A 20,511-nucleotide genomic window follows, 5' to 3' on the forward strand; every position below is an offset into this window, starting at 1 on the left:
ACGGTGGGGTCATGAGCAGGGTGTCGCACCGCGGGCAGGTCCCGCCGTTCCACGTCATGGAGGTCATGAAGGCCGCCGCCCGCCGCCAGGTCAGCCACGGTGACGTGATCGGCCTGCACGTGGGTCAGCCGAGCACGGGTGCGCCCCGGGCGGCGCGGGACGCCGCCGTCGCGGCGATCGGCAACCAGGTGCTCGGTTACACCGAGGCCGTGGGCGACCTCGCCCTGCGGGAGGCGATCTGCGAGCACTACGCGGCGGACGACGACCTCGACGTTCACCCGGGGCAGGTGGTCCTGACGACGGGCAGCAGCGGCGGCTTCACCGCGCTCTTCCTGGCCGCCTTCGAGGCCGGTGACGAGGTCGTCGTGACGCGCCCGGGCTACCCCGCCTACCGCAACACCCTGCAGGCCCTCGGCTGCCGCGTCGTGGACCTCGACTGCGGACCCGAGACCGCCTACCAGCCGACCGTGGCCATGCTCGACGCGCTGCCCACCCCGCCCGCCGGCCTGATCCTCGCGAGCCCCGCCAACCCCACCGGGACGGTGGTCCCCGCCGACGAGCTCGCGGCGATCGCGCGCTGGTGCGAGGAGCACGACGTCCTGCTCGTGAGCGACGAGATCTACCACGGGATCTCGTATGCCGGCGCGCAGCCCACCACGGCGTGGAGCACCTCCCGCGCGGCCGCCGTCGTCGGCAGCTTCTCCAAGTACTTCTCCATGACCGGGTGGCGCCTCGGCTGGATGCTTCTGCCGGACCACCTGCTGCGGCCGATCGAGCTGCTCCTCGGCAACCTCAACCTGTGCCCGCCCGCCGTCAGCCAGGCCGCTGCCCTCGGTGCCCTCACGGCGGAGGCGCAGGCCGAGCTGCGTTCGCACGTCGAGCGATACGCCCACAACCGGGACCTCGTGCTGCAGCGCCTGCCGGAGATCGGCGTGCACGACCAGGTGCCGCCGTCGGGCGCGTTCTACGCGTGGTGCGAGATCGCGCACCTGACGCAGGACTCGGTGGCGTGGTGCACCCAGGTCATGGAGCACACGGGCGTGGCGCTCACGCCGGGCGTCGACTTCGCCCCGTCGCGCCCCGGCGGTGACCCGGCCCTGGACGGCAGCCACTTCGTGCGGATCTCTTACGCCGGCAGCGCTGCCGAGGTGACCGAGGGGCTCGACCGCCTCGCCGCCTACGTGGCCGGCGGGCGCTCGTAGGCCGCGGGTCGCCGCTGCACCGCCCGGATCCGCGCGATGTCCACCTTGGGGGAGCGGTCGGCGGCATAGAGGCCGTTCTGCTCCTGGAAGGTGTCCGTCAGCTGGGTGTAGCAATATCCCGCGAGGTCAGGGGAGTCCAGCAGCACCCTGGTCAACCCCTCGTAGCGGGAGTAGAACTCGCGCAGGTCGCGCACCCGATGGCCGTAGCCCCAGGAACTGTCCTGGTCCGTCCCGTCGGCCTCGCGGGCGTCGGGCGACCCGTCCGATCCCGGCGCCGCCCACCAGATCCCGCCGTACTCCGACAGCAGGTAGGGCTGCCCGGCGTAGGGCACGGACCAGTCCTTGCCGGGCAGGTCCACGAGCGGATCGCCGGCCGCGAGGCCCTCCATCAGGATCCGGAAGCGCCACGGCCGCTGCTCGTAGCAGTGCGCGTCGTAGACGTCCGTCTCGGGCACCCGGTGCGCCCAGCCAGAGGCGTCGATCACCGGCCGGGTCGGGTCGATCGCCTTGGTGGCGAGGAACATCGCCCGGGTGACGTCGTCGAGGACGGTGATGTCGTCGGCGAGGTCCTGCTCGGTCTCGTTGAGGGGGCACCACCCGATGATGGAGGGGTGGTTGACGTCGCGCTGCAGCACCTCGACCCACTGGGTGACGAATGACGCCGTGGGGGACTGGATCTCGCCGTGGCCGTCGCGCACCTTGGCGCCCCAGTCGCCGAACTCGCCCCACACGAGGTAGCCGAGGCGGTCGGCGTGGTAGAGGTAGCGCTCCTCGACGACCTTCTGGTGGAGCCGGGCCCCGTCGAACCCCGCGGCCAGGCCCAGCCGGATGTCGAGCTCCAGCGCGGCGTCCGAGGGCGCCGTCATCAGCGTGTCGGGCCAGTAGCCCTGGTCCAGCACGAGCCGCTGGAAGAGGCGCTCGCCGTTGAGGCGGATCTCGTTGCCGTGCAACGAGATCGAGCGCAACCCGGCGTATGACGTGAGCTCGTCGACGGTCGCCCCGTCACGGTCGAGCAGCCGCACGACGAGGCCGTAGAGGTGTGGGTCGGCGGGTGACCAGGGACGGATCTCCTGCTCCGGCAACGAGATCCGCAGGCGCGGCGCGAGGTCCAGGTCGGACCGCGTTGCGGCCGAGGCGATCACGGTGTCGTCGGCACCACCGGCCGATCCGACGCCGGCGTCGCCCAGCCCCGCGTCACGGGTGACCTCGACGACGACCTGACCGCCGGGCAGGTTGCCGCTCAACGGGATCGACAGGTCCAGCGCGGCACCGGCGAGGTCGGGCGAGACGTGCAGGCGACGCACGTGCACGGGCGGCACCGCCTCGAGCCAGACGGTCTGCCAGATGCCGGTGGTGCGGGTGTAGAAGCAGCCGGTCCGGGCGTAGCTGGTCGCCTGCTTGCCCCGCGCCTGGGGCCCGCGGCGCGGGTCGCGCGCCCGCACCACGATCTCCACGGTGTCGCCCGGCCCCACGCCCGCTCGCGACAGGGGCGCCCACACCGGCGTGAACCCCCCTCGGTGGCGGGTGATCTCGACACCGTTGGCCCACACCGTCGCGTCGTGGTCGACGGCGCCGAGGTGCAGCCACGCGTCCGCCCCCGCCCACGAGGAGGGCACGGCGACGGTCCGGCGATACCAGACGGCCTCGTGGAAGTCCTCGTCCCCGATGCCGGACGCGGTCGCCTCGGGGCAGAACGGCACGAGGATGCGTCCCGTCAGCGGGCGGGACACCAGCCCCCGCTCGTAGCCGCTGTCCCCGCGGTCGGTCTCGAACTCCCACTCGCCGTTGAGGTTCAGCCAGCGGGACCGCACCAGCTGCGGGCGCGGGTGCTCGGGTCGTGGGATGCCCGACCCGAGCACCCCGACGGACAGGTCGGGCGCCACCCCCACCATCGGCCGCGGCGCCGAGCGCAGGGTGGGGCGGCGGCGCCATACGGCCTGCTGGGCTCGCCACGCGAGCCGCGCCGCCCGCCCGGCCAGCCTCAGCCGATGGTCCACGTGTCCTTGCCGCGCAGCAGGGCGTCCAGGTCGTCGTCGGAGGCGGGGCCGCCGGCCGACGTGACGGCGCCGGCGATCTGGCCTCGCACGAGGTCGTCGTAGGTCGGCCGCGAGACCGAGCGGAAGATCCCCATGGGCACGTGCAGGTGGTCGCCGGAGTCGAGCCGCGACAACGCGAAGGCCTGAGCCGGGTCGTCCGCCCCGGCGTCGTGCACGACGATCCGGGAGGGGTCGGTGACCGAGCCCTCGTGGACGACGTCGAGCGAGCCGGAGTCCGAGCGCACGACGACGTGGTCGGCGCTGGCACGGACCGGCTGCCCGTCCTCGAGGTGCACCAGTCGGGCCGCCGCCTCGCCGCGGTCCTTGAGCAGCTGGAAGGCGCCGTCGTTGAAGATCGGGCAGTTCTGGTAGATCTCGACGAACGACGTCCCGCGGTGCTCCGCCGCCGCCCGCAGCACCTCGAGCAGGTGCTTGCGGTTGGAGTCCATGGTGCGGGCGACGAAGGTCGCCTCGGCGCCGAGGGCCAGCGACAGCGGGTTGAAGGGGTGGTCCACCGAGCCGGCCGGGGTCGACTTGGTGACCTTGCCCACCTCGGAGGTGGGGGAGTACTGCCCCTTGGTCAGGCCGTAGATCTGGTTGTTGAACAGCAGGATCGTCATGTTGACGTTGCGGCGCATCGCGTGGATGAGGTGGTTGCCGCCGATCGACAGCGCGTCGCCGTCCCCGGTCACCACCCACACCGACAGGTCCGGTCGGGCGGTGACCAGCCCGGTCGCGATGGCCGGCGCCCGCCCGTGGATCGAGTGCATCCCGTAGGTGTCGAGGTAGTACGGGAAGCGGCTCGAGCAGCCGATACCGGAGATGAACGAGATGTTCTCGCGGCGGAGCCCCAGCTCGGGGAGGAAGGACTGCACGGCGGCCAGCACGGCGTAGTCGCCGCAACCGGGGCACCAGCGCACCTCCTGGTCGGAGGTGAAGTCCTTCTTGCTCTGCTGGGCGTCGCCCTCGCCGAGGCGGGGCACGCCGCTCAGGCCGTGGGTGGGCATGCCGAGGTCGATGGTGGTCATGCGCGCTCCTCCTGGGGGGTCGCGGGAGCGGGGGTGTGCCGGGGGTCCAGCTCGTGCAGGGCCTCGTGGATGGCGTCGGACAGCGTGCTCGCCGTGAACGGCAGGCCCCGCACCTGGGTCAGCGCCCGCACGTCCACGAGGTATTCCGCGCGGAGCATCGTCGTCAGCTGGCCCATGTTCATCTCCGGGACGATCACCCGGTCGTAGGCCCGCAGGACCTCGCCGAGGTTGGCGGGGAAGGGGTTGAGGTGCCGGATGTGGGCCTGGGCGACCTCGGCCCCCGTGGAGCGCGCGTAGCGCACCCCGGCGCTGATCGGGCCGAAGGTCGAGCCCCAGCCCAGCATCAGGACCTTGGCCTCGCCGGTCGGGTCGTCGACCTCGACGTCCGGTATGCCGGCCACGCCCGCCACCTTGGCCGCCCTCAGCCGGGTCATCCGGTCGTGGTTGTCGGGGTCGTAAGAGATCTCGCCGGTGACGTCCTTCTTCTCGATGCCGCCGACGCGGTGCTCGAGGCCGGGCGTGCCGGGGATCGCCCAGGGGCGGGCGAGGGTGTCGGGGTCGCGCAGGTAGGGGTGGAAGACGGGGGTGCCGTCGGCGGCGGTCGCGTTGGGCTCGGTGGCGATGTCCGGGTCGATCGCGGGCAGCTCCGACACGGAGGGGACCTGCCACGGCTCGGACCCGTTGGCGAGGTAGCCGTCCGAGAGCAGGAAGACCGGCGTGCGGTAGGTCACCGCGATGCGCACCGCCTCCAGCGCCGCGTCGAAGCAGTCGCTGGGCGACTGGGCGGCGACGATGGGCACGGGTGCCTCGCCGTTGCGGCCGTACATCGCCTGCAGCAGGTCGGCCTGCTCGGTCTTGGTGGGCAGGCCGGTCGAGGGGCCGCCGCGCTGGACGTCGACGATCACGAGGGGCAGCTCGAGCGAGACCGCGAGGCCGATGGTCTCGGTCTTGAGCGCGATGCCGGGGCCCGAGGTGGTGGTCACGCCGAGGGCGCCGCCGAAGGATGCGCCGAGCGCCGCACCGATCCCCGCGATCTCGTCCTCCGCCTGGATGGTCGTCACGCCATATCTCTTGAAGCCGGACAGGGCGTGCAGGATGTCGCTGGCCGGGGTGATCGGGTAGGCGCCGAGCACGAGCGGCAGGTCGGCCTTGTGGGCGGCGGTCGCGAGGCCGTAGGCGAGGGCGGTGTTGCCGGTGATGTTGCGGTAGAGGCCGGGTCGCATCGGCGCGGGGCCGATCTCGTAGGCGACGGCGAAGTCCTCGGTGGTCTCGCCGTAGGCGTGGCCGGCGTGCAGGGCGGCGACGTTCGCCGCGAGGATGTCGGGCTTGCTGCCGAACTTGGCGGCGAGGAAGCTCTCGGTCGACTCCAGCGGTCGGGTGTAGAGCCAGGACAGCAGCCCGAGGGCGAACATGTTCTTGGCCCGCTCCTTGTCCTTGCGGGACAGCGGGAAGTCGGCCAGGGCGTCGACCGTGATGGAGGTCAGCGGCAGGGCGTGCAGGTGATAGCTGTCGAGGGAGCCGTCCTCGAGCGGGTTGCTGTCGTAGCCGACCTTGCCGAGGTTGCGCTTGGTGAACTCGTCCTGGTCCGCGATGACGGTGGCGCCGCGCGGCACGTCGGGCAGGTTCGCCTTGAGCGCCGCGGGGTTCATCGCCACGAGGACGTCGGGGTTGTCGCCCGGCGTGAGCACGTCGTGGTCGGCGAAGTGCAGCTGGAAGCTCGACACGCCCGGCAGCGTGCCCTGGGGCGCGCGGATCTCCGCCGGGAAGTTCGGCAGGGTGGACAGGTCGTTGCCGAGGACGGCGGTCTGCGACGTGAACCGGTCGCCGGTCAGCTGCATGCCGTCACCGGAGTCTCCTGCGAACCGGATGACGACACGCTCGAGCCGGTGGACTGCCTTGGTGGCCATAGGGGCGAACTCACTTCGCTTTCATCGACACGACATCTTTGGATCAACCAAACGCCATGTTATGCACGGCTGGTGCCGACATGGCACTTCCGTCCATGGTAGGGCTCACATGCTGGGCGCCGTCGTGCTGCGGACGCACGGGCGGGGCCTCCCCTCGATTTCATCTCACGGCCCGATCCGTGTACCTTGGTCGACGCACTCCCAACGAGTGCACTTCCGAGCGCCTAGGTGCTCGGGCCCCCTTAGCTCAGTCGGCAGAGCGTTTCCATGGTAAGGAAAAGGTCGTCGGTTCGATTCCGACAGGGGGCTCTCGCAAGTCTCGCCCATCCCGGCGGGGCTTGTCCCAAGGCGGGGTAGCTCAGCTGGTTAGAGCGCACGACTCATAATCGTGAGGTCGCGGGATCGAGCCCCGCTCCCGCTACCAAGTTCATCCTTGTCGCAAGGCCGGATCCTCCGGCGCCCACTCCGAGAGCAGGTTGCCCCGTGGCTAGCAAGTCCGCAGACGTTCGCCCCAAGATCACCATGGCGTGCACTGACTGCAAGGAGCGCAACTACATCACCAAGAAGAACCGTCGGAACCACCCCGACCGGCTCGAGCTGGCGAAGTACTGCCCTCGCTGCAAGAAGCACACCGCGCACCGCGAGACCCGCTGAGCGCGTCGCCCGCATCCCGAGCGCCGTCCCTCCACCCGGAGGGGCGGCGCTCGTGCGTCATACCTGCTCGTATGCCGGACGCCCCACCCCCGCCGACTGGTCAGTTCCGGACAGGCCCTCGACCGGCGGGTAACCGCACGACGCCGTTAGGGTGACGCCCATGCCAGTCAACGAGCAGTTCGCCGGGCGGACCTACCCGCCGACGGCGCCCTACCAGGTCGGGCGGGCCAAGATCGCGGAGTTCGCCGAGGCCGTGGGCGCCGTCGACGAGGTCCACACCGACGTCGAGGTCGCCCGCGCCCGCGGCTACGCCGACGTCATCGCCCCGCCGACCTTCGCGGTCCTGATCGCCCAGCAGGCGGACCGCCAGCTGATGGAGGACCCCGAGGCGGGCGTCGACTTCAGCCGGGTGGTCCACGGCGAGCAGAGGTTCGTGCACCACCACCCCCTCACCGCCGGCGACGAGATCGTCGCCACGATGACCGTCGACACCGTGAGGCTCGTCGGGGGGCACGCCATGGTGACGACCCGCAGCGAGCTGGCCACCGTCGGCGGCGAGGCCCGCTGCACGGCGACGAGCACCCTCGTGATCCGGGGAGAGGACTGACATGACGATCGACCTCAGCACCGTCGAGGCCGGCCACGCCCTGCCCGAGCGCACCCTGACGGTCACCCGCGCGATGCTCGTGGCCTACGCCGGCGCGAGCCTGGACCGCAACCCCATCCACTGGGACGAGCGCTTCGCCACGGGCGTCGGCCTGCCCGACGTCATCGCCCACGGCATGCTCACGATGGGCTCGGCCGTGCAGGTGGTCGTGGACTGGTGCGGCGACGCGGGCCGCGTGGTGGAGTACTCCACCAAGTTCGTGGCCCCGGTCGTCGTTCCCCACGGCACCGGGGCCGAGGTCGTGGTCGGTGGTGTCGTCAAGAAGGTCGAGGACGGACGGGCTACGGTCGAGCTCACCGCCACGTGCGAGGGCAAGAAGGTCCTGGGGCGGGCGCTCGCCGTCGTCCGCCTCTGACGGCGAGACGCCGCGCCCTCCGCTCGCCGCGGGCCCGTCATCCCTCCGATCCCCCGAAGGACATCCATGCAGGTCGAGCACGACGTGCCCCTCGCGCCGCTCACCACGATGCGCGTCGGCGGCCCCGCCCGGCGCCTCGTCACCGTCTCGACGACGGACGAGCTGGTCGACGCCGTCCGTGAGGTCGACGACGCCGACGAGCCGCTGCTGCTGGTCTCGGGGGGCTCCAACCTCGTGATCAGCGACGAGGGGTTCGATGGCACGGTCGTCCGGGTGGCCACGCAGGGCGTGGACGTCCAGTCGCAGGACTACTGCGGCGGCGCCTTCGTGCGGGTCGCGGCGGGGGAGTCCTGGGACGGCCTGGTCGAGCGGGCCGTGGCGGAGGGCTGGGCCGGCATCGAGGCCATGTCCGGGATCCCCGGCCTCACCGGCGCCACCCCCGTGCAGAACGTCGGCGCCTACGGCCAGGAGGTCGCCCAGACCATCGCGCAGGTCCGGGTCTTCGACCGCCGCGAGCAGCGTGTGCGCACGTTCTTCCCCGACGACTGCGCGTTCACCTACCGCCACAGCGTGCTCAAGGGCACCGACCGCTACGTCGTCCTCGACGTCGCCTTCCAGCTCGAGGTCGCCGACCTCTCCCGTCCGGTGGCGTATGCCGCCCTCGCGGCCGGTCTCGACGTGCCGCTGGGCACGCGCGTGCCGCTGCAGGACGCCCGCGACGCGGTGCTGGCGCAGCGCCGGCGGCGGGGGATGGTCCTGGACGCCGAGGACCACGACACGTGGTCGTGCGGGTCCTTCTTCACCAACCCGATCCTGCTGGCGCGCGAGTTCGCGGACCTGCAGGAGCGGGTGCGGGCCCTCCTCGGCGCGGACGGTCCGGAGCCGCCGCGCTTCGACGCGGGCGAGGGCATGGTCAAGACCAGTGCTGCGTGGCTGATCGACAGGGCGGGGTTCGCCAAGGGCTTCGGCCTCCCGGGCGCGGCGGCGCTGTCCACCAAGCACACCCTCGCCGTCACCAACCGGGGCGACGCCTCGGCCGAGGACGTCCTGGCCCTGGCGCGCGCGGTGCGCGACGGCGTCCGTGAGACTTTCGGGGTGACGCTGGTCAACGAGCCGGTGCTCGTCGACCTCTCCCTCTAGCCCTCCCGGCGGCCCTCACTCAGTCGGCAGGCAGGGCGAGCCACACGTCGACGTCCTCCTCCGCCTGCGCGACCACCTCGCGGGGCGCAGTCGAGGCCCGCAGCGACATCCGCGCCAGGTCGGCCAGCGCCTCGTCGTCGAGCCCGTGCACCTCCCGCGCCGTGCGGTACTGGTCCACCAGCCGCGAGCCGAACAGCAGCGGGTCGTCCGCGCCCAGCGCGACCTGGATCCCCGCGTCGAGCAGCGGCCGCAGCGGCACGGCGGGCGCGGCGTCATACACCCCGAGGGCGACGTTGCTCCCCGGGCAGACCTCGAGAGCGACCCCCTCGCGCGCCAGGCGCTCCAGCGCCCGCGGGTCCTCGGCCGCGCGCACGCCGTGCCCGATCCGGTCGGGCACCAGCGCGTCGAGGGTCCGTATGACGGCCTCCGGCCCCGCGAGCTCGCCGCCGTGGGGCACGAGGGCCAGGCCCGCACCCCGGGCGATCCCGAAGGCCGGCGCGAAGTCCTCGACCACGCCACGGTGCTCGTCGTTGGACAGGCCGAAGCCGACGACCGTGCCGGTCCCCTCGCCGGCGTACCGCGCGGCCAGCCGGGCCAGCGTCCGGGCGTCGAGGGGGTGCCTGATGCGGCTGGCCGCCACGATCACGCCCACGCCGATCCCGGCCTCCGCCGCGGCGGCCGACGCCGACTCGAGGACGAGCTCGAGCGCGGGCGTCAGCCCGCCGCAGAATGGCGCGTAGGACGTCGGGTCCACCTGGATCTCCAGCCACCGCGAGCCCTCGGCGGCGTCGTCGAGGGCAGCCTCGAGCACGATCCTGCGCATAGCCGCGGGCGACCGCACGCACGCCCGCGCGGCGTCGTACAACCGCTGGAACCGGAACCATCCGCGGGACTCGACGGAGGTGAGCGTGGGGGGCCAGTCGTCGACGAGGGCATGGGGGAGCCTGAGGCCCTCGTCGCGCGCGAGCTCGGTCAGCGTCGACAGCCGCAGGGACCCGGTGAAGTGCAGGTGCAGGTGCGCCTTGGGGAGCTGGTCGAGGGGGCGGGGCATGGCGCCATCCTCACAGACGGTGGCCGGCCGGGCGCCCACGGTCTTCACCCCGCGTGCCGCGTCCCGTCAGGGCGGCCGGACGCCTACGGTGGGGTGGTCCCGCACCCTCCCGCCGAGGTCCTCATGCCGATTCCCGACCGCCTCCTCGCCCGGTCCCGCCGCAGCACCGCCGTGGGTCTGCTGGCGGTGGTCGCGACCGCCGCCAGCGCGGGAGGGCTCGCGGTCGCCGACGCCTTCGGTCCGCCCGACCCCACCCCGGCATCGCTGGCTCGGGCGGGTGAGGCGCCTGCAGGGCGGGCGACGGTGGGTGCCACCTCGACGGCCGGGACTCCTGCCGCCGAGACGTCGGCCCGGGCGGTGGCGCCGGTCGAGCGCGCCCGGCGCCGGGGGGCGCCCGGGGCGGAGCCCATCACGCTGGCGTTCGGCGGGGACACCCAGGCCCATGGGGCCGCCGGCCGCATCGTGGGCGAGGGGCTGGGTGCCACGGGTCGGTTGCTGGCGGGCGCCGACCTGGCCATGGTCAACCTCGAGACGGTGGTCGCCGCCGATCGCACGGGGCTGCGGCCGCAGCCCAAGCCGTTCACCTTCGTCACTGGTCCCTCCATCCTGGACGCGCTCCACCGGGAGGGGGTCGACGTGGTCACGGCGGCCAACAACCACACGATGGACTTCGGTGAGCGGGGCATGGCGCAGATGCTTGCCGTCAAGGCGTCCTCCCCGGTCCCGATGGTGGGTCTGGGCAAGGACGACGCCGAGGCCTGGGCGCCCTGGTCCACGCTGGTCAAGGGCCGCCGCGTGGTGGTCTTCGGGGCGACCGACGTGCTCGACGCCCACCTCGACTGGAAGGCCGGGCCGGGCAAACCCGGTCTGGCCAAGGTCATGGATGACGACGGCCTCGAGGCGCTCCTCGACGGCGTCCGTCGCGCCCGTGCCGCCGGCCCGACCGACGTGATCGTGGTCTACCTGCACTCCGGCATCGAGAAGCAGCGCTGCCCCACGCCCCGCCAGCTCCGGACCGACTCCGCGCTCGCCGAGGCGGGCGCCACCGTCGTGGTCGGCGCGCACGCCCACGTGCTGCAGACCACGACGACGGTGGGGGACACGGCCGTGGCGTACGGCATCGGCAACTTCGTCTTCGGCAGCGGGAGCAGTGCCGAGACCCGCGCGTCGGGAGTCCTCACGGTCACCGTGCCGGGCGACGCCGGCGCCCCGACCATGACCTTCGACCCCGCGCGGGTGACCCAGGGGCTGCCGGTGCTGCTCGAGGGGGCAGAGCGCGAGCGGGCCCTGCGGAGCTGGCGGGCCCGGGGCGAGGGCTGCTCCTGACCGTATGCCGTCCGCCCGGCGTCAGGGCTGGTCGCCGCTCCCGCGTCGGTTCGCCTTGGGCCGTCCCTCTGACGTATGCTCATCTCTTGGATGGATCCCGCGTCGATCGTCGCTGTGCTGCGCTGGCCGCCTCGAGACCGTCCCGAAGGGTAGTAGCTCAATTGGTAGAGCACCGGTCTCCAAAACCGGCGGTTGGGGGTTCGAGTCCCTCCTGCCCTGCGGATCACGTGATCATCTGACGAAGCGAGGGGCCGTGAGCGAGGTCAACACCCGTGGTGGTGCTGGGCGCGACACCGCGACCCGTCAAGGCTTCTTCGCTCGCATCACGTTGTTCGTCGCCCAGGTGCTGGACGAGCTGCGCAAGGTCGTCCGTCCCACCCGCGAGGAGCTGGTCACCTACACCACGGTCGTGATGGTCTTCGTGATCGCGGTCATGCTGTTCGTCGCGGCCCTCGACTACGGGATCGGCAAGCTCGTCTTCTGGGCGTTCGCCGGCAGCTGACGGCCGACCGCTCCTGCGGTCAGCCCACCGCCCGTGGCGGCACCCGCCCGATCACCAGCAAGGAAGTAGGCCCGTACCGTGTCCGACCAGCCCTCGAACGACCCGTTCGCCACCCGCGACGAGGCCGACGTCGACGCTCCCGTCGAGCCGACCGAGGTCGAGGTGGTCGAGGTCGACACGGCCAGCGAGCCCGCCGGTGCCGACGTGAGCGACGTGACGGAGGAGTCCGACGAGTCTGACGTGACCGAGGGGTCTGTCGAGTCTGATGTGACCGACGAGTCCGACGAGCAGGTGTCCGTGCCGGATGCCCCCGCGGTCAACCCGCTCGAGGAGTTCAAGCGTGACCTGCGCATGCTCGAGGGCGACTGGTACGTCGTGCACTCCTACGCCGGTTACGAGAACCGCGTCAAGACCAACCTCGAGACCCGCGTGACCAGCCTCAACATGGAGCCCTACATCTTCCAGGTGGAGGTCCCCATGGAGGAGGTCACCGAGATCAAGAACGGCCAGCGCAAGGTCGTCCGCCGCGTGCGGATGCCCGGGTACGTCCTGGTACGCATGGACCTCACCGACGAGAGCTGGGGCGCCGTGCGCCACACCCCCGGCGTCACGGGCTTCGTCGGTCACACCCACCAGCCGGTGCCGCTGAGCCTCGACGAGGTCGTCACGATGCTGGCCCCGACCTTCGAGGAGCCCGCGGCCCCGGCCGCATCCGGCGCCGCCGCGCAGCCCGGCGCCGGCCAGGCCGCCTCCCCGCGCCCCACGGTGGACGTGGAGTTCGAGGTCGGCGAGTCGGTCACCGTCATGGAGGGCCCCTTCGAGACCCTCGACGCCACGGTCTCCGAGATCAACGTCGAGACTCAGAAGCTCAAGGTTCTGGTGTCGATCTTCGGCCGGGAGACCCCGGTCGAGCTGGGCTTTAACCAGGTCGCCAAGATCTGATCGCAGCCCATCCGGCCCCGCGGCACCCCGCGGCGGTCCTGCAACCGGGTCATCGCCCACGGCGTCGGCCCATCACACAGCAAGGAAGTTCCACATGCCTCCCAAGAAGAAGGTCTCCGGCTTCATCAAGCTGCAGATCCAGGCCGGTGCCGCGACCCCGGCGCCGCCCGTCGGCCCGGCCCTCGGTCAGCACGGCGTCAACATCATGGAGTTCGTCAAGGCGTACAACGCCGCGACGGAGTCCCAGCGCGGCAACGTCATCCCGGTCGAGATCACGGTCTACGAGGACCGCTCCTTCACCTTCATCACCAAGACGCCGCCCGCCGCCGAGCTGATCAAGAAGGCCGCGGGCGTCCCCAAGGGCTCCGGCGTCCCCAACAAGACCAAGGTCGCGACGCTGTCCGCGGACCAGGTCCGTGAGATCGCCCAGCAGAAGATGGACGACCTCAACGCCAACGACGTCGAGATGGCCGCCCGCATCATCGCGGGCACCGCCCGCTCGATGGGCATCAACACCCCCGGTTACGAGTCCTGACTCGTGACCCGCGGACCCGCCGGGTCCGCTGTGGCAGGACCAGCGCTGGTCCGTTCGACCACGACTCCAGCAGGGTGAGCCCCCGGGCCGCCCGACCCTCACCAAGGAGCAGCACATGAAGCGCAGCAAGGCCTACCGCGCGGCAGCCGAGCGCGTCGACGCGGACAAGCTGTACGCCCCGCTCGACGCCGTCCGCCTCGCCAAGGAGACGGCCTCCAACAAGTACGACGCGACCGTCGAGGTGGCCTTCCGCCTCGGTGTCGACCCGCGCAAGGCGGACCAGATGGTGCGCGGCACCGTCAACCTGCCGCACGGCACGGGCAAGACCGCTCGCGTCCTCGTCTTCGCCAACGGCGACAAGGCCGAGGCAGCCCGCGCGGCCGGCGCCGACTTCGTCGGATCCGACGACATGCTCGAGAAGGTCCAGGGCGGGTGGCTCGACTTCGACGCCGTCGTCGCGACCCCGGACCTCATGGGCAAGGTCGGCCGTCTGGGCAAGGTGCTGGGCCCCCGTGGTCTCATGCCCAACCCCAAGACCGGGACCGTGACGATGGACGTGACCAAGGCCGTCAACGACATCAAGGGCGGCAAGATCGAGTTCCGCGTCGACAAGCACGCCAACCTCCACTTCATCATCGGCAAGGTCTCGTTCGACGAGAAGGCGCTGGTGGAGAACTACGCGGCGGCGATGGAGGAGATCCTCCGCCTGAAGCCGTCCGCCTCCAAGGGTCGCTACATCACCAAGGCGACGCTGGCGACGACGACGGGCCCCGGCATCCCGCTGGACCCCAACCGCACCCGCAACCTCACCTCCGAGGAGGAGGTCCAGGCCTGAGCCTGCCCTCCTGACCCGCGAAGCCCGGACCGACCTCGTCGGCCCGGGCTTCGCGCGTCCCGGGTGAGCCTTCCCGTATGCCGTGCGCCCGGCCTCTAGGATCGTGAGTCATGCGCGCTGCCCGTCCCCGCCACCGGCCGACGCCGTCCGCCGGACCCGCGCGGGTCTCCCGCAGCGGTGCCCTGGCCGTCGGCGCGGTGCTGCTGCTGTCGGGGTGCGTCGCCGGGTCCCGCACCACGACTTCCACCATGGGCGCTGCGACTTCCGCCCCCTCGACGACCGCGACCGCGACGCTGCCCACGGACGGAGCCTCGCTGGCGGGCAGCACCCCGGACCCCAACGCCCAGCCGGTGCCGTCCGGCGAGGGTGTCCCCGGCGACCAGTTCGCGCAGACGATCAAGGATCTCGTGGCCGCCAAGGGCACCGTGCGCATGACGATGGCTACCCCGGCCGGGGCGGCCAAGGCGCAGGTGGACACGCGCACCAAGGCCGTTCGGGTGGAGGTCGACGCGGCGGGACGCGCGGTCACCCTGGTGCACCTCGGGGACCGCACGTGGGTCAGGGGAGCGGGCACCGTGGAGGTCCCCGTGCCCGCCCCGACGCCCGGGACCCGGTCCCAGCGCGACGTGCGTCGCTGGCTGCTCCTCGACCCGGGCGGCGCCGACGCGATCAGCGCCAAGCTCGGTGCCCAGGCCAAGGTGGCGCAGACCGTGGACCCGGCCCGGTTCACGGCCATGCTGAACGGCTTGCTGGGGGACCGGACGCCTCGCGGTGACGGTGCCCAGGTGGCGTTCACGGTGCCGCCCGCGCAGTACCTCGACGCGGTCTCCGCGCCCGCGGCGCTGCGTGGGGCGGTCACCAAGCCGGTCAGGCTCGTGGTGGCGCTCGACGCGACCGGGGCGCCGACCTCGGTGACCGCCACCGTCCCCACCAAGAAGTCCGACCTGGTCGACCGCACGGAGTACGCCCGCTGGGGCGAGCCGGTCACGATCGAGGCCCCTCCCGCAGACGACGTCGCCCCGGCGCCGGGGTCCCAGCGGCCCACCCCCACCTCCACCTCCACCTCAACGGCCACCGCCCCGCCGCGCTGACCAGCCGATTTGGCGGCCGGTCGGGTGGCCCGTACTCTGGTCGGGACCAATGACCGCCGGTCTGCCGTCATCACCCCAAGCCCTGCTCGGGTCCGATAACGGCACGAAGGTCCCCATGACGGGGCGTCCGGCGCAGGCTACGACGATCGTGCTCGCCCCTGGCGAGAGCTCGAGCCCCGTGCGCCTGCGCCGGGGCTCTTTGTCATGCGGCCACCGGCTTCACGCTACGGAAGGAGGCCACATGGCAACCGCTGAGAAGCACGCTGCCATCGCCGAGATCGCGGACAAGTTCCGCTCCTCGGGTGCGGCCGTGCTGACGGAGTATCGCGGTCTGACCGTGAAGCAGCTCTCCGAGCTGCGCGGCTCGATCCGTGAGCACGCAACCTACGCCGTGGTCAAGAACACGCTGACCCAGCGTGCCGCCGAGGAGGCCGGTATCACGGCCTTCGACGGGCACCTGAGTGGCCCGAGCGCCATCGTCTTCATCACCGGTGACCCGGTGGAGACGGCCAAGGGTCTGCGTGACTTCGCCAAGGCCAACCCGGCCCTTGTCATCAAGGCCGGGGTTCTCGACGGCAAGCCGTTGAGCCCCGAGGACATCACCAAGCTCGCGGACCTCGAGTCCCGCGAGGTGCTCCTCTCCAAGCTGGCTGGCGCCATGAACGCCTCGCTCAGCAAGGCTGTTTACCTCTTCGCCGCTCCTTTGTCGCAGACGGCCCGCGTGGTCGACGCCCTGCGCGCAAAGGTCGAGGCCGAGGGTCCCGTCGAGGCTGCCCCGGCGGCCGCCGACACCGCCGAGGCCCCGGCCGAGGCTACCGACGACGTCGCCGCGGGTGGCGACGAGAGCTGATCCGCACGGATCCGCTCGTACCCAGCACACGCCACTCACGGCACAGACAGGAAGGAAGCCACCATGGCTAAGCTCAGCAACGACGAGCTCCTTGAGGCCTTCAAGGAGATGACCCTGATCGAGCTCTCCGAGTTCGTCAAGCAGTTCGAGGACACCTTCGGTGTCACGGCTGCCGCCCCGGTTGCCGTCGCGGCCGCCGGCGCCCCGGCCGGCGGTGGCGGCGACGCCGCCGCTGCGGAGGAGAAGGACGAGTTCGACGTCATCCTCACCGCCGCCGGCGACAAGAAGATCCAGGTCATCAAGGAGGTGCGCGCGCTCACGTCTCTCGGCCTCAAGGAGGCCAAGGACCTGGTCGACGGCGCCCCCAAGCCGGTCGTCGAGGGTGTCAACAAGGAGACCGCGGACAAGGCCAAGGCTGCCCTCGAGGGCGCCGGCGCCTCCGTCGAGCTCAAGTGATCTCGGGCCGGATCACGTCCGGTCGCTGATCTGTTCGCGGGAGCGGGTCGCACCTTCGGGTGCGGCCCGCTCCCGCGTACCCGGGCATGCGCCTGCCCGTCGCCCCACCGGCACCCGCACGCTGCGTCGATCGGCGTAACGATCGGCGCGTCGCAGGGCGTTGCCCTTGACGCCGTCGCAGGCCACGCCCATAGTGATGGGGCATCCGCGTCCCCCGCGGTCAGGCCCGCGGTCCTGGGTCGGGGGAGTCGGGCTGGACGCAGGGTGGCGTCTTGTACTATGCTGTCGCTTTGCGCTGCCTCATAGCCTGGCGTCCTGGCGGACGTTCGGCGCGTGCGCGCTTCGACTCCATAGCTCCAGGCCCGTGGAAGGACCATCCTTGGCTGCCTCGCGACCCGCGACCCAGACTGTGTCCACTGCTCAGACGGCTTCCGGTCGTCTGTCCTTCGCAAAGATCAAGGAGCCGCTGGAGGTCCCGGACCTCTTGGCGCTCCAGACGGAGAGCTTCGACTGGCTGCTCGGCAACGAGCGTTGGCAGGCCCGCGTGGCCGCCGCCAAGGACGCCGGGCGCAACGACGTCCCCGACCGGTCCGGTCTGGAGGAGATCTTCGAGGAGATCTCCCCGATCGAGGACTTCTCGGGCTCCATGTCCCTGTCCTTCCGCAACCACCGGTTCGAGGAGGAGAAGCACTCGATCGAGGAGTGCAAGGAGCGGGACATGACCTACTCCGCCCCGCTGTTCGTCACCGCGGAGTTCATGAACACCAACACCGGTGAGATCAAGTCCCAGACGGTGTTCATGGGCGACTTCCCGCTCATGACCGAGCGCGGCACCTTCATCATCAACGGCACCGAGCGCGTCGTCGTCTCCCAGCTCGTCCGGTCCCCGGGCGTCTACTTCGAGCGCACGCCCGACAAGACCTCCGACAAGGACATCTACTCCGCCAAGGTGATCCCGAGCCGTGGCGCCTGGCTGGAGTTCGAGATCGACAAGCGCGACATGGTCGGCGTTCGCGTCGACCGCAAGCGTAAGCAGTCGGTCACCGTCCTGCTCAAGGCCCTGGGCTGGACCGAGGCGCAGATCCTCGAGGAGTTCGGCGACTACGAGTCGATGCGCCAGACCTTGGAGAAGGACCACACGGCCGGCCAGGACGACGCCCTGCTCGACATCTACCGCAAGCTGCGTCCGGGCGAGCCGCCGACCAAGGAGGCCGCCCAGGCCCTCCTGGACAACCTGTACTTCAACCCCAAGCGCTACGACCTGGCCAAGGTCGGTCGCTACAAGGTCGACAAGAAGCTCGGCATCGAGGCGGGCCTGGACGAGTCCGTCCTGCGCATCGAGGACGTCGTCGCGACGATCAAGTACCTCGTGGCCCTGCACAACGGCGACGCGACCCTCCCGGGCAGCCGCAACGGCGAGGCCGTCGACGTGCGCGTCGAGGTCGACGACATCGACCACTTCGGCAACCGTCGCCTGCGCAACGTCGGTGAGCTCATCCAGAACCAGGTCCGCACCGGCCTGTCCCGCATGGAGCGTGTCGTCCGCGAGCGCATGACCACGCAGGACGTCGAGGCGATCACCCCGCAGACCCTGATCAACATCCGCCCCGTGGTGGCCTCGATCAAGGAGTTCTTCGGGACCTCGCAGCTGTCGCAGTTCATGGACCAGAACAACCCCCTGTCGGGGCTGACGCACAAGCGTCGCCTGTCGGCCCTGGGCCCGGGTGGTCTGTCCCGCGACCGTGCCGGCATGGAGGTCCGTGACGTCCATCCCTCGCACTACGGCCGCATGTGCCCGATCGAGACCCCTGAGGGTCCCAACATCGGCCTGATCGGCTCGCTGGCCTCCTACGGGCGGATCAACCCCTTCGGCTTCGTCGAGTCTCCCTACCGCAAGGTCAACGACGGCGTCGTGTCCGACGAGGTGCACTACCTTTCGGCCGACGAGGAGGACGAGCTCGTCATCGCGCAGGCCAACGCCCCGATGGAGGCGGACGGTCGTTTCTCCGAGGAGCGCGTCCTGGTCCGCACCAAGGGCGGCGAGGTCGACTTCGTGCCCGCCGCGGACGTCGACTACATGGACGTGTCCCCGCGTCAGATGGTGTCGGCCGCGACGGCGCTGATCCCCTTCCTGGAGCACGACGACGCCAACCGCGCGCTCATGGGCTCCAACATGATGCGTCAGGCCGTGCCGCTGGTGCGCTCTGAGTCCCCGCTGGTCGGGACCGGCATGGAGCACCGCACGGCGCTCGACTCCGGCGACGTGGTCCTCGCGACCAAGGCGGGCGTGGTCCAGGAGGTCTCGGCCGACCTGGTCAGCGTCGCCAACGACGACGGGTCCTACCAGACCTACCGGATCATGAAGTTCTCCCGGTCCAACCAGGGCAACTGCTACAACCAGCGCGTCATCGTCAGCGCCGGCGACCGTCTCGAGGTCGGTTCGGTCATCGCCGACGGCCCCGCGACCGACGGCGGCGAGATGGCCCTCGGCAAGAACCTCCTCGTGGCCTTCATGCCGTGGGAGGGCCACAACTACGAGGACGCCATCATCCTGTCGCAGCGCCTGGTGCAGGACGACACGCTCTCCTCGATCCACATCGAGGAGCACGAGGTCGACGCCCGCGACACCAAGCTCGGTGCCGAGGAGATCACCCGGGACATCCCCAACGTCTCCGAGGAGGTCCTCGCGGACCTGGACGAGCGGGGTATCATCCGCATCGGCGCCGAGGTCCGCGACGGCGACCTGCTCGTCGGCAAGGTCACGCCCAAGGGTGAGACCGAGCTGACCCCGGAGGAGCGCCTGCTGCGCGCCATCTTCGGCGAGAAGGCCCGCGAGGTCCGCGACACGTCGCTCAAGGTCCCCCACGGCGAGACCGGCACGGTCATCGGCGTCAAGGTCTTCGACCGCGAGGAGGGCGACGAGCTTCCCCCGGGTGTCAACCAGCTGGTGCGCGTCTATGTCGCCAACAAGCGCAAGATCACGGACGGTGACAAGCTCGCCGGTCGTCACGGCAACAAGGGCGTCATCTCCAAGATCCTCCCGATCGAGGACATGCCCTTCCTGGAGGACGGCACGCCGGTCGACGTCGTGCTCAACCCGCTGGGCGTGCCCGGCCGCATGAACGTCGGTCAGATCCTCGAGATCCACCTCGGGTGGGCGGCCAGTCGCGGCTGGAACATCCCCGAGGGGGCCGAGTGGGCCCTGCGCATCCCGGAGGACGCCCACCAGGCCCCGGCCGGGTCCCGCGTGGCCACGCCGGTGTTCGACGGCGCCAAGGAGGAGGAGATCAAGGGTCTGCTCGAGTCGACCAACGCGACCCGCGACGGTCAGCGCCTGGTCGGCGAGTCCGGCAAGTCCCGGCTGTTCGACGGACGCTCCGGCGAGCCGTTCCCCGAGCCGGTGTCGGTGGGCTACATGTACATCCTCAAGCTCCACCACCTGGTCGACGACAAGATCCACGCCCGTTCGACCGGCCCGTACTCCATGATCACCCAGCAGCCGCTCGGTGGTAAGGCCCAGTTCGGTGGTCAGCGCTTCGGTGAGATGGAGGTGTGGGCCCTCGAGGCCTACGGTGCCGCCTACACGCTGCAGGAGCTGCTCACCATCAAGTCGGACGACGTCCCGGGCCGCGTCAAGGTCTACGAGGCGATCGTCAAGGGCGAGAACATCCCCGACTCGGGCATCCCGGAGTCGTTCAAGGTGCTCCTCAAGGAGATGCAGTCCCTGTGTCTCAACGTCGAGGTCCTGTCGAGCGACGGCAACACCATCGAGATGCGCGACGCCGACGAGGAGGTCTTCCGCGCGGCGGAGGAGCTCGGCATCGACCTGAGCCGGCGCGAGCCGAGCAGCGTCGAGGAGGTCTGACGGTTTCGTGATGTATGACGAGGCGCGGCTGCCCAGCCGCACGGCCGAGCAGCCGCGCCCGCCATACGA

18 protein-coding genes and 3 tRNA genes are annotated in these 20,511 nt (G+C 71.1%); 17 read left to right on the forward strand and 4 right to left on the reverse strand.

All coding sequences use genetic code 11. The annotated features are described in order from the left end of the window. The first annotated feature begins 11 nt into the window (after positions 1 to 11). On the forward strand, positions 12 to 1,202 hold the full coding sequence (locus tag GGG17_RS00100; RefSeq protein WP_154591801.1) for an aminotransferase class I/II-fold pyridoxal phosphate-dependent enzyme: 1,191 nt from the start codon (positions 12 to 14) through the stop codon (positions 1,200 to 1,202). Here the strand turns inward: GGG17_RS00100 and GGG17_RS00105 are convergent. From GGG17_RS00105 to GGG17_RS00115, 3 genes are all read right to left on the reverse strand, one after another. After that, positions 1,178 to 3,094: a glycoside hydrolase family 2 protein gene (locus tag GGG17_RS00105; protein ID WP_154591864.1), complete on the reverse strand. Its 1,917-nt coding sequence runs from the start codon at positions 3,092 to 3,094 to the stop codon at positions 1,178 to 1,180. The two genes, GGG17_RS00100 and GGG17_RS00105, sit on opposite strands and share 25 nt — an antisense overlap. A gap of 89 nt (positions 3,095 to 3,183) precedes the next feature. Further along, positions 3,184 to 4,266 (reverse strand): 2-oxoacid:ferredoxin oxidoreductase subunit beta, encoded by a 1,083-nt coding sequence (locus GGG17_RS00110; RefSeq protein WP_154591802.1) that lies wholly within the window; start codon positions 4,264 to 4,266, stop codon positions 3,184 to 3,186. Next, the gene (locus GGG17_RS00115; RefSeq protein WP_154591803.1) at positions 4,263 to 6,173 is read right to left on the reverse strand and encodes a 2-oxoacid:acceptor oxidoreductase subunit alpha; all 1,911 of its coding nucleotides are present in this window, start codon (positions 6,171 to 6,173) and stop codon (positions 4,263 to 4,265) included. The genes GGG17_RS00110 and GGG17_RS00115 overlap by 4 nt, the downstream gene beginning before the upstream one ends. Before the next feature lie 236 nt (positions 6,174 to 6,409). Between GGG17_RS00115 and GGG17_RS00120 the strand changes: the two genes are divergently transcribed. The 6 genes from GGG17_RS00120 (at position 6,410) to GGG17_RS00145 (ending at position 8,989) form a co-directional block, all read left to right on the forward strand. Continuing rightward, a tRNA-Thr gene (locus tag GGG17_RS00120) sits at positions 6,410 to 6,482 on the forward strand. Positions 6,483 to 6,520: 38 nt separating this feature from the next. Then, a tRNA-Met gene (locus GGG17_RS00125) sits at positions 6,521 to 6,597 on the forward strand. A gap of 59 nt (positions 6,598 to 6,656) precedes the next feature. Beyond that, complete coding sequence (rpmG, locus tag GGG17_RS00130; RefSeq protein WP_029211260.1) at positions 6,657 to 6,827, forward strand: 50S ribosomal protein L33; 171 nt, start codon at positions 6,657 to 6,659, stop codon at positions 6,825 to 6,827. A gap of 160 nt (positions 6,828 to 6,987) precedes the next feature. Further along, positions 6,988 to 7,434 carry an FAS1-like dehydratase domain-containing protein gene (locus GGG17_RS00135; RefSeq protein ID WP_154591804.1) on the forward strand — a complete coding sequence of 149 codons (447 nt, stop codon included), beginning with the start codon at positions 6,988 to 6,990 and terminating at the stop codon, positions 7,432 to 7,434. 1 nt (position 7,435) lies between these two features. Further along, positions 7,436 to 7,849, forward strand: coding sequence for a MaoC/PaaZ C-terminal domain-containing protein (locus tag GGG17_RS00140; RefSeq protein ID WP_154591805.1), 414 nt, complete (start codon positions 7,436 to 7,438; stop codon positions 7,847 to 7,849). Positions 7,850 to 7,915: 66 nt separating this feature from the next. Continuing rightward, positions 7,916 to 8,989 (forward strand): UDP-N-acetylmuramate dehydrogenase, encoded by a 1,074-nt coding sequence (locus tag GGG17_RS00145; protein ID WP_154591806.1) that lies wholly within the window; start codon positions 7,916 to 7,918, stop codon positions 8,987 to 8,989. A gap of 19 nt (positions 8,990 to 9,008) precedes the next feature. Here GGG17_RS00145 and GGG17_RS00150 read toward each other — a convergent pair whose 3' ends face one another. Then, positions 9,009 to 10,040, reverse strand: a complete 1,032-nt coding sequence (locus GGG17_RS00150; protein WP_154591807.1) for an adenosine deaminase — start codon at positions 10,038 to 10,040, stop codon at positions 9,009 to 9,011. A gap of 123 nt (positions 10,041 to 10,163) precedes the next feature. Between GGG17_RS00150 and GGG17_RS00155 the strand changes: the two genes are divergently transcribed. The 10 genes from GGG17_RS00155 (at position 10,164) to rpoB (ending at position 20,442) form a co-directional block, all read left to right on the forward strand. Beyond that, positions 10,164 to 11,366, forward strand: coding sequence for a CapA family protein (locus GGG17_RS00155; RefSeq protein ID WP_195849063.1), 1,203 nt, complete (start codon positions 10,164 to 10,166; stop codon positions 11,364 to 11,366). Positions 11,367 to 11,512: 146 nt separating this feature from the next. Continuing rightward, positions 11,513 to 11,585, forward strand: a tRNA-Trp gene (locus tag GGG17_RS00160). Between the two features lie 34 nt (positions 11,586 to 11,619). Then, positions 11,620 to 11,868: a preprotein translocase subunit SecE gene (gene secE, locus GGG17_RS00165; protein ID WP_288798053.1), complete on the forward strand. Its 249-nt coding sequence runs from the start codon at positions 11,620 to 11,622 to the stop codon at positions 11,866 to 11,868. A 78-nt stretch (positions 11,869 to 11,946) separates the two neighbouring features. Then, on the forward strand, positions 11,947 to 12,810 hold the full coding sequence (nusG, locus tag GGG17_RS00170; protein WP_311966314.1) for a transcription termination/antitermination protein NusG: 864 nt from the start codon (positions 11,947 to 11,949) through the stop codon (positions 12,808 to 12,810). 94 nt (positions 12,811 to 12,904) lie between these two features. Next, positions 12,905 to 13,345, forward strand: coding sequence for a 50S ribosomal protein L11 (gene rplK, locus GGG17_RS00175; protein WP_154591810.1), 441 nt, complete (start codon positions 12,905 to 12,907; stop codon positions 13,343 to 13,345). A 115-nt stretch (positions 13,346 to 13,460) separates the two neighbouring features. After that, positions 13,461 to 14,180 carry a 50S ribosomal protein L1 gene (gene rplA / locus GGG17_RS00180; protein WP_154591811.1) on the forward strand — a complete coding sequence of 240 codons (720 nt, stop codon included), beginning with the start codon at positions 13,461 to 13,463 and terminating at the stop codon, positions 14,178 to 14,180. A gap of 110 nt (positions 14,181 to 14,290) precedes the next feature. Continuing rightward, positions 14,291 to 15,271 (forward strand): hypothetical protein, encoded by a 981-nt coding sequence (locus GGG17_RS00185; protein WP_154591812.1) that lies wholly within the window; start codon positions 14,291 to 14,293, stop codon positions 15,269 to 15,271. Positions 15,272 to 15,512: 241 nt separating this feature from the next. After that, complete coding sequence (gene rplJ, locus GGG17_RS00190) at positions 15,513 to 16,121, forward strand: 50S ribosomal protein L10 (RefSeq protein WP_154591813.1); 609 nt, start codon at positions 15,513 to 15,515, stop codon at positions 16,119 to 16,121. Positions 16,122 to 16,184: 63 nt separating this feature from the next. Further along, positions 16,185 to 16,577 (forward strand): 50S ribosomal protein L7/L12, encoded by a 393-nt coding sequence (rplL, locus tag GGG17_RS00195; RefSeq protein ID WP_154591814.1) that lies wholly within the window; start codon positions 16,185 to 16,187, stop codon positions 16,575 to 16,577. Positions 16,578 to 16,956: 379 nt separating this feature from the next. Beyond that, positions 16,957 to 20,442, forward strand: a complete 3,486-nt coding sequence (rpoB, locus tag GGG17_RS00200) for a DNA-directed RNA polymerase subunit beta (RefSeq protein ID WP_154591815.1) — start codon at positions 16,957 to 16,959, stop codon at positions 20,440 to 20,442. The last annotated feature ends 69 nt before the right edge of the window (positions 20,443 to 20,511 follow it).

The sequence above is a fragment of the Arsenicicoccus cauae genome (genome assembly GCF_009707125.1).
In the GTDB taxonomy this organism is placed as follows: domain Bacteria; phylum Actinomycetota; class Actinomycetes; order Actinomycetales; family Dermatophilaceae; genus Arsenicicoccus; species Arsenicicoccus cauae.

Excerpts from the sequence above, each read along its gene's own strand:
- GGG17_RS00115 (WP_154591803.1), bottom strand. The coding sequence starts at position 6,173 with ATGGCCACCAAGGCAGTCCACCGGCTCGAGCGTGTCGTCATCCGGTTC.
- GGG17_RS00135 (WP_154591804.1), top strand. The coding sequence starts at position 6,988 with ATGCCAGTCAACGAGCAGTTCGCCGGGCGGACCTACCCGCCGACGGCG.
- GGG17_RS00140 (WP_154591805.1), top strand. The coding sequence starts at position 7,436 with ATGACGATCGACCTCAGCACCGTCGAGGCCGGCCACGCCCTGCCCGAG.
- GGG17_RS00100 (WP_154591801.1), top strand. The coding sequence starts at position 12 with ATGAGCAGGGTGTCGCACCGCGGGCAGGTCCCGCCGTTCCACGTCATG.
- rplJ (WP_154591813.1), top strand. The coding sequence starts at position 15,513 with ATGGCAACCGCTGAGAAGCACGCTGCCATCGCCGAGATCGCGGACAAG.
- GGG17_RS00185 (WP_154591812.1), top strand. The coding sequence starts at position 14,291 with ATGCGCGCTGCCCGTCCCCGCCACCGGCCGACGCCGTCCGCCGGACCC.
- GGG17_RS00145 (WP_154591806.1), top strand. The coding sequence starts at position 7,916 with ATGCAGGTCGAGCACGACGTGCCCCTCGCGCCGCTCACCACGATGCGC.
- GGG17_RS00105 (WP_154591864.1), bottom strand. The coding sequence starts at position 3,094 with ATGGTGGGGGTGGCGCCCGACCTGTCCGTCGGGGTGCTCGGGTCGGGC.
- rplK (WP_154591810.1), top strand. The coding sequence starts at position 12,905 with ATGCCTCCCAAGAAGAAGGTCTCCGGCTTCATCAAGCTGCAGATCCAG.
- GGG17_RS00110 (WP_154591802.1), bottom strand. The coding sequence starts at position 4,266 with ATGACCACCATCGACCTCGGCATGCCCACCCACGGCCTGAGCGGCGTG.
- GGG17_RS00155 (WP_195849063.1), top strand. The coding sequence starts at position 10,164 with ATGCCGATTCCCGACCGCCTCCTCGCCCGGTCCCGCCGCAGCACCGCC.
- GGG17_RS00150 (WP_154591807.1), bottom strand. The coding sequence starts at position 10,040 with ATGCCCCGCCCCCTCGACCAGCTCCCCAAGGCGCACCTGCACCTGCAC.
- rplL (WP_154591814.1), top strand. The coding sequence starts at position 16,185 with ATGGCTAAGCTCAGCAACGACGAGCTCCTTGAGGCCTTCAAGGAGATG.
- rplA (WP_154591811.1), top strand. The coding sequence starts at position 13,461 with ATGAAGCGCAGCAAGGCCTACCGCGCGGCAGCCGAGCGCGTCGACGCG.